The organism is Micromonospora sp. NPDC048169 (assembly GCF_040652815.1).
In the GTDB taxonomy this organism is placed as follows: Bacteria; Actinomycetota; Actinomycetes; order Mycobacteriales; family Micromonosporaceae; genus Micromonospora.
Window position 1 is genome coordinate 77,150 of record NZ_JBEZMS010000026.1, and the last position, 12,497, is coordinate 89,646.

Consider the following 12,497-nt stretch of genomic DNA (forward strand, 5'->3'; position numbering starts at 1 on the left):
CGGATGCGCCCGGATCGGATTTCTTTTTCCCGTCTCCGGGCGCATCCGCCGGACCCTCCGGCGACGAAGGAGAGGTGACGAGGGTCGTGACCGACACACCGGGAGAGTGGGGCGGGGGCTGTGGGAGTTACAGTCGGGCATGCCCCACGGAAGGCGAGCCGCCCGGTGACGGCGGCGAGGCAGGGCCCCGAACCGCCGGGCGAGGACGACCTCGCCGTCCGGTTCCGCGACGGCGACGAGGCCGCCCTGCGAGAGGCGTACGACAGGTTCGGCCGAGCGGTGCTGCACCTGGCCACCACGACGCTCGTGAACCGCAGCGACGCCGAGGACGTGACCCAGGCGACGTTCGTCGCCGCCTGGCTGGGCCGGGAGACGTTCGACCCGGCGAAGGGCTCACTGGTCGGCTGGCTGCTCGGGATCGGGCGGCGCAAGGTGGTCGACCGGATCCGGGCCGCGGCCCGGGAGACCCGGGTGGTCGAGACGGTGAAGCAACTGCCCGAGCCGGTCTCCACCGGCCCCGACCCGGACACCGTGGTCGACCGGCTGGTGGTCGCCGACGAGCTGGCCCGGCTCCCCGACGACCAGCGCCGGATGCTGGAGCTGGCGTTCTACGACGACCTGACACACCAGCAGATCGCGGCCGTGACCGGAGTGCCGCTCGGCACGGTGAAGAGTCACATCAGACGCGGCATGCAGAGCCTGAAACGCAGATGGGAGGTGGACGGTGCAGCACCTGGACCACGACCGGCTGGTCTTTCTGGCGCTCGGTGAGAGCGAGGCGGCTGACGGTGAGGCCACCCATCTGGACACCTGCGACCACTGCCGGGGCGAGATGGAGACGCTCCAGCACGTCGCCGGGCTCGGCGCGGGCACCCAGGGCCTGGCCGACCTGCCCGACCCGCCGGAGCACATCTGGCAGGGCATCGTCGCCGAGATCCGGGCCGCCGAGGAACTGCCGGCGCTGACCGACAGGCGCCTGCCGCGCCCGGCCGACCCGGTGGAGCGGGCCGCCGTACCCGCCGTCGCAGGTCGTTCGCGCCGCAGCCGGCGCTGGCCCGCCTGGGCGACCACAGCGGTCACCGCCACCGCCGCCGCGGTGATCGGCGTCGCCGGCACCGCAGCGGTGCTCGGCGGCGGCGGCGAGCAGGCCGATCCCCAGCCGCAGGTGGTGGCGAGCGCGCCGCTCGCGGCGTTCGGGTCGACGCCGAAGGACGCCTCCGGCGACGCCCGGGTGCTCGGCGACAACCGGTTGCATCTGCACGTCGCGAATCTCCCGAGCGTTCCGGGGTACTACGAGGTCTGGCTGATCGATCCGAAGACGATGGAGATGCTCTCCGTGGGTACGCTGAGCAACGGTTCGGGGGACGCTCTCCTGCCGATCCCCGGCAACATCGACCTGCGCACCTACACCGTCGTCGACATCAGCGCGGAGCAGTACGACAACAACGCCCGTCACTCCGGCGACAGCCTGCTGAGGGGCACCCTGACGGGCTGATCGGCGGGCCGGCTCAGCTCCCCGGCCCGCCGATCAGCTCCCCACGAGGAAAGGCCGCCGCCCGGTGATCCGGGCGGCGGCCTTCTCGCACGCGACGCTCACTTGCGCTTGCGGATCTCCTCGGCGGCCTGCGGGACGACCTTGAACAGGTCGCCGACCACGCCGTAGTCGGCCAGCTCGAAGATCGGCGCCTCGGCGTCCTTGTTCACCGCGACGATGGTCTTCGAGGTCTGCATGCCGGCCCGGTGCTGGATCGCGCCGGAGATGCCCAGCGCGACGTAGAGCTGCGGGGAGACCGTCTTGCCGGTCTGGCCGACCTGGAACTGGTGCGGGTAGTAGCCGGAGTCGACCGCGGCGCGGGACGCGCCGACCGCGCCACCGAGCAGGTCGGCCATCTCCTCGACCAGCTTGAAGTTGTCGGCGTTGCCGACACCGCGACCGCCGGAGACGACGACCGACGCCTCGGTCAGCTCGGGGCGGGAGCCCTTCTGCTCGGCGACCCGCTCGACGACCTTGGCGAGCTTGTCCGCGTCGGTGACCGACACGGTGAGCTGCTCGACCGCCGGGGTGGCCGCGGCCGGGGCCGGGTTGAGCGAGTTCGGCCGGACGGTGACCAGCGGCAGGCCCTTGGTGACCTTGGACTTGACGATGGTGGAGCCGGCGAACGCCACCTGGGTGGCGGTGCCGTCGGCGGCCAGGCCGACCACGTCGGTCAGGATGCCGTTGTCCAGCTTGACCGCGAGGCGGGCGGCGATCTCCTTGCCCTCCTGCGAGGAGGCGAGCAGCACGGCGGCCGGCTGGACGCGCTTGACCAGCTCGGCGACCACTGTGGCCTTGGGGGCCACCAGGTAGCCGTCGATCTCCTCACCCTCGGCGGCGTAGATCTTCTCCGCGCCGTACTCGCCCAGCTTGGCGCTCAGCGCCTCGGCGGCGCCGGCGCCACCGAGTACGACGGCGCTCGGGGTGCCCAGCTCGCGGGCGAGGGTGAGCATCTCCAGGGTGACCTTCTTGACGCCGAATTCCTTCGTGGCTTCGACGACGACGAGAACCTCAGACATGTCCCAGACCTCTCACACGAACTTCTCGGTGGCGAGGAACTCGACCAGCTTCACGCCGCCCTCGCCCTCGTCGGTGATCTTCTCGCCGCCGGAGCGCGGCGGGCGCTTGGAGTGCTCGACCACGGCGCTGGTGGCGCCGTCGAAGCCCACCTCGGCCGGGGCCACGCCCAGGTCGCCCAGGGAGAGCGTCTGCACCGGCTTCTTCTTGGCCGCCATGATGCCCTTGAACGACGGGTAGCGCGGCTCGTTGATGGTGTCCCAGACGGAGACCACGGCCGGGGTCGAGGCGGTGACCACCTCGTAGCCCTCCTCGGTCTGCCGCTCGACGGTCAGGTTCGCCCCGTCGACGGTGAGCTTGCGCGCGCCGGTCAGGGCGGCGACGCCCAGCCGCTCGGCGATCATGTGCGGCATGACCTGGACCCGGCCGTCGGTCGACTCGGCGCCGCAGATGACCAGGTCGGCGTTGAGCTGCCCGAGGGCGGCGGCCAGCACCTTCGAGGTGGCCACCGCGCAGGAGCCGTGCAGGGCGTCGTCGACGACGTGGACGGCCTTGTCCGGGCCCATGGAGAGCGCCTTGCGGATCGACTCGGTCGCCCGGTCCGGACCCATGGTCAGGATGGTGACCTCGCCGCCGTGCGCCTCCTTGATCTTCAACGCCTCCTCGATGGCGTACTCGTCCATCTCGTTGATGACGTTGTTCGCCGAACCGCGGTCGACGGTGTTGTCGTCAGAACGCAGGTTGCGGTCCGCGCCCGAATCGGGCACCTGCTTGACGAGTACGACGATGTTCATCGCGCTTCGACGACCCTCCTGTTTGGTGTAGCGATCACTCGCCCGGTCACGGGCGCAGCCTCCCGCGTGACGCAACGTGGGTCAACCGCGGGTTGCTGTGCACTTCCCCACGAGGCAATGTTACCCGCAAGTAGCATGCCCACCCCGGCGGCCCGGAGTGACGCAACTCACGACCGTCAGGCCGCCTCGCTCAGCGCCTGCCGGATCTTCTCGATCGCCGCCGCCTCGGCCGGCTCGATCCCCCGGTGCGCCAGTGCCACCCGCTCCGCCGCGGCCAGCACCACCGAGCGGTACGTCTCGACGTCGCCCGGCGACTTGGTGCGCAGGATCTCCACCGACCGGCCGAGCGCGGGCAGCACCACCGACTCGACCTCCAGGGCCGAGTCGCGGGGGATCTGCGGCAGCGGACCGGTGGTCAGCGCCTCCTTGACCACGCCCCCCACCTCGGCGAGCGCGCCCGAGGCGGCGAAGCTCTCCCGCACCATGGCCAGCACGCCGGGTACGGCGTTGGAGACCAGGAACACGGCCCCGAACGCACCGGTCTTCAGGGTGAGCCGCTCGTCCGCCGTCAACCGTTCCATGATCACGGAGTGTAGACGTACGGCGTGGAGGTGGTGACCGCAACGAGTCCGAGCCGCTCCAGGATGGGCCGGCTGTCCGGGGAGCAGTCCACCTGCAGGAGCGTCTTGCCACGCTGCTGCGCCAGCCGCGCCCGGTACGCCACCAGCGCCCGGTAGACGCCCTTCCGGCGCCACCGCGGCAGCGTCGAGCCGCCCCAGAGGCTGGCGAAGCCGGTGCCGCGCTGGTAGCGGACCCAGCCGGCGCTGACCACCGTCCCGCCCGCCTCCGCCACCACGATCGTGATCGACTGCGGGTCGGCCTCGATCTCCCGGGCCAGCCCGTACACCAGGTGACTGCGGTCGGACTGCCAGACCTCCTCCTCCATGGCGGCGATCCGCTCCAGGTCGGCCCGGCCGGTGACCTCGCGCAGGCGTACCCCCTCGGGGAGCACCGGGACGGCGGCGGCGAGCGGCGCGACCGGGCCGACCACCACCGTCTCCTGGCCCTCCGGCACGAAGCCGGCCGCGCGCAGCCGGTCGCCCAGGTCGGCCGGCTCGTCGTGACCGGCGAGCTTCCACTCGACCGACTCGCCCCGGGCCCGGAAGAACTCGACCTGCCGGGCGATCAGCGCGTCCAGCTCGGCACCGGCCAGGCCGTCGAGCGTCCGGTAGGTGAGGAAGCCACGGTGGTCCAGGCCGAGCACGCGGAACAGCGGGCCGTCCCGCTCCACCGTCACACCGTCCGGCAGCGGGTCCGGCAGCTCCGGTCGGATCTGGGCGTCGTAGGCGTCGCGCAGCCCGCGCGCGTCAAGATCGGTCATCCACCCAGGCTAGGCGCGGGGTAAAGCGGATAATCGGCAGCGTGTGGGAGTCGATCAAGAGCTGGTTCGACCAGGGTGAGCTGCGTTCGGTCGGCACCCCGCCGGACTACCGCTTCTCGCTGGCGAACGAACGGACGTTCCTGGCCTGGCTGCGGACGGGTCTCGCGCTGGTGGCGGGCGGGCTGGCCGCCGCGCAGTTCCTCCCGCCGCTGCGCCTGGCCCACCTGCGCGAGGCGCTCGCCGTCGCGCTGCTGCTGCTCGGCGCGACCGTCTCGATCCGGGCGGTCGACCACTGGGCACGCACCGAACGCGCCATGCGGCTGAACGAGGAGCTGCCCGCGTCCCGCTTCCCGGCCGTCCTGGCGCTCGTCGTCGCGGTCGGCGCGCTGGTGCTGGTGGCGGCCGTGCTGCTGGGCGGCGCGGGGTGACCCGCGACCCCGGCCTGCAACCCGAACGCACCCGGCTGGCCTGGCGGCGGACACTGCTCACGCTCACCGCGGTGCTGCTGCTCCAGCTCCGGCCGGCTTTCCACGGCCGGGCCGTGGACGCGGCACTGACCGGGGTCGCGGTGGTGATCTGGCTCGCCGTGCTGGTGGTGACGTGGCACCGGGCCACCGGCACCGGGCCACGCCGGCTCGACAGCTGGTCGGTGCCGCTGACCGCGCTCGGCGCGGCCGGACTCGCGGTGCTCGGCGTGGCGCATGTGCTCGGCGGGGTGCACTGACGTGTCCGGGTGAGCCATCATGGGGCATGCCCCGCCTCTTCGTGCTGCTGTTCCTGGCTCAGGTCGTCCTTGCCGTCGTCGCGCTGATCAGCTGCCTCTCCGCCGACGAGGAGATGGTCAAGGCGCTGCCCCGGATGATCTGGGTGCTGATCATTCTCTTCTTCCCGCTGGTCGGCTCGATCGCCTGGTTCCTGGTGGGCCGCGAACGCCCGGCCGGGATCGCGGGCGTCGCCGGCACGGCCGGCACCCCCGCTCCGGCTCGCCGCCCGCTCGCCCCCGACGACGACCCGGAGTTCCTCGCCTCGCTCGCCGAGCGGTCCCGCCGCGAGGACGAGGAACGGCTGCGGCTGTGGGAGAAGGACCTGCGCCGCCGCGAGGAGGAGCTGCGCGGCCGCCCGGACGACAGGGACCGCCCCGAGGTCTGACACGCGCCGCGGGCCGCCCGCCGGTCACCCGGCCGACGGCCCGCACGCGTCGTGTTCAGGCCAGGTTCGACGAGCGGGGGTACGCGTCTGCCGGGTCGGTCAGCACGTTCACCAGGTACGGCACGCCCGAGTCGAACGCGCGCCCCAACGCGGGCCCGAGGTCGGTGGCCTTCTCCACCGTCTCGCCCGCGCCGCCGAGCGCCTCGACCACCTTGTCGTAGCGCAGCCCCGGCTGGAGGTCGGCGGCCACGTCGTAGCCGTACATCGCCCGCATCGGGTGCTTCTCCAGCCCCCAGATGCCGTTGTTGCCGACCACGATCACCACCGGCAGCTTCTGCCGGGCCAGCGACTCCACGTCCATCAGCGAGAAGCCGGCCGCGCCGTCGCCCATCAGCACGCAGATCTGCCGGTCCGGGTGGCTGACCCGGGCGCCCATGGCGTAGCCCATGCCGGTGCCGAGGCACCCGTACGGGCCGGGGTCGAGCCAGGTGCCGGGCTGGGCCGGCTCCAGGTACCTCCCGGCGTACGACACGAAGTCGCCGCCGTCGCCGATGGTGATGGCATCGGGCGCGAGCGCCTTGCGCAGCTCGCCGTAGATCCGGGCCGGCCGGATCGGGTCGGTCTCGGCCGCCATCTCCTCGGCGTCGCGGGCCTTCGCCGCGTCCTCGGCGGTCCGCAGCTCGGCGATCCAGTCGGCGTGGTCGGCCCGGTCACCGGCGTGGTCGGCGAACGCGCCGAGGACCAGCCGCAGGTCACCGGCCGGCGCGGCGGCCGGCTGGACGTGCCCGGCCCGCTGGCTGGGCGCGTCCACGACGTGCACGACCTGGGCGTCGCCGAAGTCGCCGAAGGAGAGCCGGAAGTCCAGCGGGGTGCCGATCACCACGACCACGTCGGCGCCCTTGAGCGCGACCCGGCGGGCCTTGGCGAAGGCGAGCGGGTGCTCCGGCGGCAGCGCGCCCCGGCCCATGCCGTTCGTGAACACCGGCACCCGCAGCGACTCGGCGGCGGCACGAAGCGCCTCGACCGCGTCGCCCGCGTACACGTCGGAGCCGGCGATGATCACCGGCCGGGACGCGCCGGCGATCAGACGGGCCGCCTTCGCCACCTCGTCCGGGTCCGGCTCGATCGGCGCCGGCGGCGTGACCGCCGGCAGGTCGGCGTCGCCGACGGAGAAGACCGCCTCCAGCGGGAAGTCCAGGAACACCGGGCCGCGGTGCGGGGTGAGCGCGGTGGTCAGTGCCGCCGAGACCGCGCGCGGGATGTCGTCGGCGCTGAACACCGTCTCGGCGTGCTTGGTGACCGGCGCGACCAGCGGCAGGTGGTCCATCTCCTGGAGGCTGCCCGAGCCCCAGCGGAACTGCGGGGCCCGGCCGCCGAGCACCAGCACCGGCGAGGCGTTGAAGAACGCGCTCGTCAGGCCGGAGACGCCGTTCGTGACGCCGGGGCCGGCGGTGAGCACGGCCAGGCCGGGGCGGCGCTGGAGCTTTGCCACCGCCTCGGCGGCGAACACGGCGGACTGCTCGTGCCGCACGTCGTAGAGGGGGAAGCCCGCCTTGTGCGCGGCGTCGTAGAGCGGGAAGACGTGCCCGCCGGAGAGCGTGAACATCTCCCGTACGCCGTGCGCGCGTAGTGCCGCGAGCGCCAGATCGCCGCCGTGGCCCTCGACCCGTTCCGTCATGCCATTCCCCTTCATCGACCGACCGGGGTCACGCTACTGGCCGGTAGCGCGGATGTGAACACCTCTCGCGTCAGCGGCCGGTGAAGCCCGGCTTGCGCTTCTCCACGAACGCGGCCATGCCCTCGCGCCGGTCGTCGGTGGCGAACAGCGCCGCGAAGAGCTGGCTCTCCCAGGCCAGGCCCGAGGTGAGGTCCATGTCCAGACCCGCGTCCACGGCCGCCTTCGCCGCGCGCAGCGCCTGCGCCGGCCCGGTCAGGAACGGCTTCACGTACGCCACCGCGGCGTCGTAGACCTCGGCGGCCGGGACCACCCGGTCGGCCAGGCCGATCCGCAGTGCCTCGGCGGCGTCGACCATCCGCCCGGTCATGATCAGGTCCTTGGCGCGGGCCGGGCCGACCAGGCGGGCCAGCCGCTGGGTGCCGCCGGCGCCCGGAATGATGCCGAGCTTGATCTCCGGCTGGCCGAGCTTGGCGTCCTCGGCGACGATCCGCCAGTCGCAGGCCAGCGCCAGCTCGCAGCCGCCGCCGAGCGCGTAGCCGGTGATCGCGGCGACGACCGGCTTGGGGATGCGGGAGATCGCGCCGAGCGCGCTGGACAGGTCGGCGGCGCGCCCCGCCATGTCCACGTAGGACATGTCGGCCATCTCCTTGATGTCCGCGCCGGCCGCGAAGACCTTCTCGCCGCCGTACACGATGACGGCGCGGACCTCGGCGTCGGCGGTGGCCGCCGCGGCGGCGGCGCGCAACTCCTCCTGCACCTGGGTGTTGAGCGCGTTCATCGGCGGCCGCTCCAGCCGGATGGTGCCGATGCCGTCCTTCACTTCCAGCCTGACGAACTCGCCCACGCTGCCCTCACTTCCTCGTCGAAGTCGCGTGCCAACCTTACGACTCGCCTCGTTGGGGTAGACAGTGTGGTGTCGGCGACTCCCCAGGTCGCCGCGCCGCAGTCGCCGCCGGCCCGCCACCGGGAGTGAGGCCATGATCACCTACTACGACGACCGTTCCGTCCAGGTCACCTCCACCGCGGTACGGGTGGACGGGCGCAGCTACCCGCTGGCCGAGCTGGCCACCGTGTGGCACCGGCAGGGCGACCGGTCCTGGCGGGTGCTCGCCGGCCGCGGCGCGATCGGCGCCGCGCTCGCCGGGCCGCTGGTGACCGCCGTGCTGGGCATCGGGCTGGCCGTGTGGCTGCAACGCTCGGCGGTGGTCACCATCGCCATCGTGGGCGTCTCGGTACTGGTCGGCCTCGCCGTCGGGCCGCTCGCCGACTTCCTCTTCGAGCACCTGGACCGCTCCTACGCCCGGGGCAGCCGGGAGATGGAGATGTGGGCCCAGTGGCGGGGTCAGACGGTGCGGCTGCTGCACACCCGCGACGCGATGCGCTTCGGGCAGATCTACCGGGCGGTGCAGCGCGCCATGGAGAGCCTGCCCGCCGCGCCGGGTCGCCCCGCCTCCGGTCAGAACGTGATCGGCCCGTCCGGCAGCAGGCCGAGCCCGCGCAGCAGGCCGTAGGTGTCCTGCTCCCCCCAGAACTGCACGATCCGGCCACCGGCCAGGCGGTACATCTTGCAGGCGCTCTGCACCGTGGTCGCCCCTGTCGCGTCCCGCCGGTACGTCTGCGCCAGCGACACCACCACCCGGTCCCCGGCCGCGAAGATCTCCCGGATCTCCTGGTCGAGCACGGTCAGGCCGGGTGAGGAGACGGCGGCCTCGGGATAGCGCCGGCCGCGTACCGCCGTGCCGGATCCGTAGATCTCCACGTCCTCGTCGACCACCTCGGCCAGTTCGGCGAGGTCCTTCGTGACGAAGGTGCGCAGGTAGCGCTTGACCACCTCGACGTTGCGCGCCTGCTCGTCGCCGCCGGTTCCGGCCCCGTTCCGGTCCGTCATGCCCAGCAGCCTACGGCGCACGCGTCGCCGGCATCGACACGCGCGGTTAGGCTGATTCATGGTCCTCTATTACCGGGACGACGCCGTGCAGGTCACCTCGGAGGCGATCCACGCGGGCGGGCAGGTCGTCGCGCTCGCCGACGTCACCTACGTCTGGCACGCGCGCGGCACCACCACACTCGCCGTCCGGGGACGGGTGCTGGGCCGGGGCGTGCTGGTCCTGCTGCTGTCGCTGCCACCACTGGTCGCCGTGGTCTGCGTGCTCTCGCTGGCCTGGTCCGCGCAGGACCGGGGCGAGTGGAAACTGGCCCTGATCATCCTGGCCGCGTTCGTGGTGGTGGGCCTGGCACTCACCCCGTTCCTGGAAGTGCCGCTCGGCTGGCTGGACCGCTCCTACGAACGCGGCAACCGGGTGCACGAACTCTGGGTGCAGCACCACGGCCGGGAGACGATGCTGGTCCGTACGCCGGACGCGCTGCGGTTCGGGCAGATCTACCGGGCCGTGCAACGCGCCGTGGAGCAGCAGACCGACAGCAGATAGACGGCGTCGGTCAGGCCAGCGGCAGCGTGGTCGCCATCGGCCAGGCCAGCACCACCGCCCCGACCAGCGGCGGCAGCCACCACGGCGCCGCCCGGCGGCGCAGCACCGCGGCCCAGGCCGCCTGCCAGGCCACCAGCGCCGCGAACAGCGGCACCACCAGCAGCACGAACCCGGGCGCCAGTCCGAGCACCGCCGCGACGGCCAGCACCAGCACGGCGATCCCGCAGGTGGCCGCGTAGCGGACGCCGTCGCCGTCGACGAGCCGCTGCGCACCGAGCAGGAAGACCAGGCAGCAGAGCGTCACCAGCGGCAGCAGCCACCACCGGGCCCCGACCGGCACGGACGAGGTGAGACCCAGATGAATCGGCAACGCGACGGCGAGCACCGCGTACCCGAGGAGCACGACGGCGACCACGGTGATTCTTGCGGCGCTCGCGTCCGCCGGTGGCCGCGCGACGGGCCGTGCGGGGCGCACGAGGTGCCGCGCGGCGGCCAGCAGCACGCCGGTGAGCAGCAGGAACACCGCGACGTATCCGCCCACGGCGAGCGGCAGCCGAGCGGTCGGCAGGAGCGCGGCCAGCACCGCGGCCAGCCCGGCCGCCGCCACCGTCGCGGCGAGCCACCGGCCGGTGTCCGGGCCGTCACCCGCGCCGGCGCGCGGACCGCCGGCACCCGCCACGGTCCGGCGCGGCAGCAGCGCCGCCAGCGGCACGAAGCCCAGCGCGAGCCCGGCCAGCAGCAGGGCTGCGGCACCCGGCCGGGTCGTCGGGGCCGGCGACGGACCGCCGGTACGACGCGGAAGCGCGTCCAGCACCGCGACGTGGGTACGCGGCGCGAACAGCACCGACACGTGCTCGGTGCCGGGTGCCACCACCCGCGTGCGGGTGCCCGGTGGCGCGTCCCGCGTCGCCTCGTCGACCGCCTGGCGGAACCCGGCGAACTCCAGCCCGCCCACCACGAGCGTCAGCCTCCCCGGCCACCCGGCCGGCACGTCGCCGCCGTCGGGCAGCGAGATCGCCACGGTCCGGTCGATCTCCGGATGCGCCACCGCGTACCGGGTGACCGCACCGGCGCCCATCGAGTGCCCGACCAGGACGATCCGGTCCGGGTCGACGCCGGGACGCCCGCGCAGCCACGCGACGGCGACGTCCAGGTCGTGCCGCAGCAGCGCCCGGGTGCGTTCGTCGTCCCGCCCGGCGCCCGGCAGCCGGGATCGGCTGGCGCCGTGGCCGGCGAAGTCGAGCAGCACCGCGATCCCGCCCTGGCGGGCCACCGAGTCGGCGATCGGCCGCATCAGCCGGGCGGACCCGGCGAAGCCGTGCGCGATCACCACCCCGGGCCGCCGGTCACCGCCCACCCCGTCCGCCCGGACCTCGGTCAGCGGCACCCCGGCCACCGTCGCCCGCCCGGTGCTCAGGCCGGCGTCGGCGCGGGCCAGGAGCAGCGCGCCGAGGAGGACGGCGAGCAGCGCGACCACGCCGCAGGCGAGCAGTCGCCGCGACGCCGGGCCGGGGGTGGGCATGCCGGCACCCTACGCTCCGCCGAGGGTCCGGCGTGACCTTCGCCGCCTCGCCGCCGCCGGGCGGCACTGGCCCCGACGCCGCACACTGGATGCCATGGCGATCCCTCTTCCCCGGCCCGGCGCCGTGCTCGGCCTCACCCGTACCGCAGTGGACCAGGCGCTCGGCTCGGCCGGCGCGTTCGCGGCGGTGCCCGCCCGCGCGTTCGCCGTGCTCGACGAGGTGGAGGCGCTGCTGCGGCGGATCAACGGGGTGGTGGACCGGATCGAGGGCACGCTCGACCGCACCGACCGGGTGCTCACCGACGCCGAGACGGCGGTCCGCGAGGTGGCGGTGATCAGCGCCGCCGCCACCGCGGCGATCGACACGGCGACCGAGGTGGCCGCCGCCGCGACTGTCGTGGTCGGCGAGGCGCAGCGGGTCTCCGAGGCGGCGGCCACAGTGGTCGGCGAGGCCGACCGGGTGGCCCGCAGCGCGGCCGGTGTGGTGACCGAGGCGGAGACGGTGACCGCGCGGGCGGCGGGCACCCTCGCCACCGCCGAGAAGGCGACCGGCGTCGCGAACGAGCTGCTGTCCGCGTACGAGGCGACGCTGCGCCGGGCCGCGCCGATGGCGGCGCGTTTCGTGGAGCAGCTCAGCCCGGAGGAGGTCACCGCCGCGATCCGGCTCGTCGACGAGCTGCCGAAGCTCAAGCAGCACCTGACCTCGGACGTGCTGCCGATCCTGGCCACGCTCGACCGGGTCGGCCCGGACCTGCACGACCTGCTGGACGTCACACGCGACCTCAAGCTCGCGGTCGCCGGCATCCCCGGGCTCGGCATGCTGCGCCGTCGCGGCGAGCGCCGCACCGACGAGGTGTAAGGAAGGGCCCCTTCTTAACGCCTCCGGTAGAGGAAGGGACCCTTCTTAGAACTCCTAACGTTGGAGTTGGCGCCAGCAGATGAGGGCGCAGGCGAGGCTGAGGAAGGCTTCGTGGATGTCGTCGCGGATTTCCC

16 protein-coding genes are annotated in these 12,497 nt (G+C 73.5%); 8 read left to right on the plus strand and 8 right to left on the minus strand.

What is annotated here, in order from left to right; genetic code table 11:
* The first annotated feature begins 165 nt into the window (after positions 1 to 165).
* Together AB0D28_RS21455 and AB0D28_RS21460 are read left to right on the plus strand one after the other, a co-directional pair.
* A complete protein-coding gene (locus AB0D28_RS21455) occupies positions 166 to 771 on the plus strand; it encodes a sigma-70 family RNA polymerase sigma factor (RefSeq protein WP_357388255.1) in 606 nt (201 codons plus the stop codon).
* On the plus strand, positions 725 to 1,495 hold the full coding sequence (locus tag AB0D28_RS21460; RefSeq protein ID WP_357388257.1) for an anti-sigma factor: 771 nt from the start codon (positions 725 to 727) through the stop codon (positions 1,493 to 1,495). Before AB0D28_RS21455 ends, AB0D28_RS21460 begins: the two co-directional genes overlap by 47 nt.
* Positions 1,496 to 1,593: 98 nt before the next feature.
* Here AB0D28_RS21460 and AB0D28_RS21465 read toward each other — a convergent pair whose 3' ends face one another.
* From AB0D28_RS21465 to AB0D28_RS21480, 4 genes are all read right to left on the minus strand, one after another.
* Entirely contained in the window at positions 1,594 to 2,553 is a 960-nt protein-coding gene (locus AB0D28_RS21465; protein WP_013474293.1) for an electron transfer flavoprotein subunit alpha/FixB family protein, read from the minus strand.
* Positions 2,554 to 2,565: 12 nt separating this feature from the next.
* On the minus strand, positions 2,566 to 3,345 hold the full coding sequence (locus tag AB0D28_RS21470) for an electron transfer flavoprotein subunit beta/FixA family protein (protein WP_120571331.1): 780 nt from the start codon (positions 3,343 to 3,345) through the stop codon (positions 2,566 to 2,568).
* Positions 3,346 to 3,521: 176 nt separating this feature from the next.
* The gene (locus tag AB0D28_RS21475) at positions 3,522 to 3,926 is read right to left on the minus strand and encodes a hypothetical protein (protein ID WP_357388260.1); all 405 of its coding nucleotides are present in this window, start codon (positions 3,924 to 3,926) and stop codon (positions 3,522 to 3,524) included.
* 2 nt (positions 3,927 to 3,928) lie between these two features.
* Complete coding sequence (locus AB0D28_RS21480) at positions 3,929 to 4,726, minus strand: GNAT family N-acetyltransferase (protein WP_357388262.1); 798 nt, start codon at positions 4,724 to 4,726, stop codon at positions 3,929 to 3,931.
* A 41-nt stretch (positions 4,727 to 4,767) separates the two neighbouring features.
* Here AB0D28_RS21480 and AB0D28_RS21485 point away from each other — a divergent pair, with 41 nt between their 5' ends.
* From AB0D28_RS21485 to AB0D28_RS21495, 3 genes are read left to right on the plus strand one after another with little or no spacing between them, the layout of a single operon-like run.
* Positions 4,768 to 5,154, plus strand: a complete 387-nt coding sequence (locus AB0D28_RS21485; protein WP_357388264.1) for a DUF202 domain-containing protein — start codon at positions 4,768 to 4,770, stop codon at positions 5,152 to 5,154.
* On the plus strand, positions 5,151 to 5,450 hold the full coding sequence (locus AB0D28_RS21490; RefSeq protein ID WP_357388266.1) for a DUF202 domain-containing protein: 300 nt from the start codon (positions 5,151 to 5,153) through the stop codon (positions 5,448 to 5,450). The genes AB0D28_RS21485 and AB0D28_RS21490 overlap by 4 nt, the downstream gene beginning before the upstream one ends.
* A 26-nt stretch (positions 5,451 to 5,476) precedes the next feature.
* Positions 5,477 to 5,875, plus strand: a complete 399-nt coding sequence (locus tag AB0D28_RS21495) for a PLD nuclease N-terminal domain-containing protein (protein WP_357388268.1) — start codon at positions 5,477 to 5,479, stop codon at positions 5,873 to 5,875.
* 55 nt (positions 5,876 to 5,930) lie between these two features.
* Here AB0D28_RS21495 and AB0D28_RS21500 read toward each other — a convergent pair whose 3' ends face one another.
* Together AB0D28_RS21500 and AB0D28_RS21505 are read right to left on the minus strand one after the other, a co-directional pair.
* A complete protein-coding gene (locus AB0D28_RS21500) occupies positions 5,931 to 7,553 on the minus strand; it encodes an acetolactate synthase (protein ID WP_357388270.1) in 1,623 nt (540 codons plus the stop codon).
* Positions 7,554 to 7,623: 70 nt separating this feature from the next.
* Positions 7,624 to 8,397 (minus strand): enoyl-CoA hydratase-related protein, encoded by a 774-nt coding sequence (locus AB0D28_RS21505; RefSeq protein WP_357388272.1) that lies wholly within the window; start codon positions 8,395 to 8,397, stop codon positions 7,624 to 7,626.
* Between the two features lie 133 nt (positions 8,398 to 8,530).
* Between AB0D28_RS21505 and AB0D28_RS21510 the strand changes: the two genes are divergently transcribed.
* Complete coding sequence (locus AB0D28_RS21510; protein ID WP_357388274.1) at positions 8,531 to 9,064, plus strand: DUF6232 family protein; 534 nt, start codon at positions 8,531 to 8,533, stop codon at positions 9,062 to 9,064.
* Here the strand turns inward: AB0D28_RS21510 and AB0D28_RS21515 are convergent.
* Positions 9,010 to 9,441 carry a nuclear transport factor 2 family protein gene (locus AB0D28_RS21515; RefSeq protein ID WP_357388276.1) on the minus strand — a complete coding sequence of 144 codons (432 nt, stop codon included), beginning with the start codon at positions 9,439 to 9,441 and terminating at the stop codon, positions 9,010 to 9,012. The two genes, AB0D28_RS21510 and AB0D28_RS21515, sit on opposite strands and share 55 nt — an antisense overlap.
* Positions 9,442 to 9,499: 58 nt before the next feature.
* Between AB0D28_RS21515 and AB0D28_RS21520 the strand changes: the two genes are divergently transcribed.
* The gene (locus AB0D28_RS21520; RefSeq protein WP_357388278.1) at positions 9,500 to 9,982 is read left to right on the plus strand and encodes a DUF6232 family protein; all 483 of its coding nucleotides are present in this window, start codon (positions 9,500 to 9,502) and stop codon (positions 9,980 to 9,982) included.
* Positions 9,983 to 9,992: 10 nt separating this feature from the next.
* Here the strand turns inward: AB0D28_RS21520 and AB0D28_RS21525 are convergent, their stop codons facing one another.
* On the minus strand, positions 9,993 to 11,504 hold the full coding sequence (locus tag AB0D28_RS21525) for an alpha/beta fold hydrolase (protein WP_357388280.1): 1,512 nt from the start codon (positions 11,502 to 11,504) through the stop codon (positions 9,993 to 9,995).
* Between the two features lie 94 nt (positions 11,505 to 11,598).
* On the opposite strand from AB0D28_RS21525, the gene AB0D28_RS21530 reads away from it, so the two are divergent.
* Positions 11,599 to 12,363, plus strand: coding sequence for a hypothetical protein (locus AB0D28_RS21530; RefSeq protein ID WP_357388282.1), 765 nt, complete (start codon positions 11,599 to 11,601; stop codon positions 12,361 to 12,363).
* The last annotated feature ends 134 nt before the right edge of the window (positions 12,364 to 12,497 follow it).

Coding starts and splice junctions, on each gene's coding strand:
- AB0D28_RS21465 (WP_013474293.1), bottom strand. CDS start 2,553: ATGTCTGAGGTTCTCGTCGTCGTCGAAGCCACGAAGGAATTCGGCGTC.
- AB0D28_RS21470 (WP_120571331.1), bottom strand. CDS start 3,345: ATGAACATCGTCGTACTCGTCAAGCAGGTGCCCGATTCGGGCGCGGAC.
- AB0D28_RS21475 (WP_357388260.1), bottom strand. CDS start 3,926: ATGGAACGGTTGACGGCGGACGAGCGGCTCACCCTGAAGACCGGTGCG.
- AB0D28_RS21480 (WP_357388262.1), bottom strand. CDS start 4,726: ATGACCGATCTTGACGCGCGCGGGCTGCGCGACGCCTACGACGCCCAG.
- AB0D28_RS21495 (WP_357388268.1), top strand. CDS start 5,477: ATGCCCCGCCTCTTCGTGCTGCTGTTCCTGGCTCAGGTCGTCCTTGCC.
- AB0D28_RS21500 (WP_357388270.1), bottom strand. CDS start 7,553: ATGACGGAACGGGTCGAGGGCCACGGCGGCGATCTGGCGCTCGCGGCA.
- AB0D28_RS21510 (WP_357388274.1), top strand. CDS start 8,531: ATGATCACCTACTACGACGACCGTTCCGTCCAGGTCACCTCCACCGCG.
- AB0D28_RS21515 (WP_357388276.1), bottom strand. CDS start 9,441: ATGACGGACCGGAACGGGGCCGGAACCGGCGGCGACGAGCAGGCGCGC.
- AB0D28_RS21520 (WP_357388278.1), top strand. CDS start 9,500: ATGGTCCTCTATTACCGGGACGACGCCGTGCAGGTCACCTCGGAGGCG.
- AB0D28_RS21525 (WP_357388280.1), bottom strand. CDS start 11,504: ATGCCCACCCCCGGCCCGGCGTCGCGGCGACTGCTCGCCTGCGGCGTG.
- AB0D28_RS21530 (WP_357388282.1), top strand. CDS start 11,599: ATGGCGATCCCTCTTCCCCGGCCCGGCGCCGTGCTCGGCCTCACCCGT.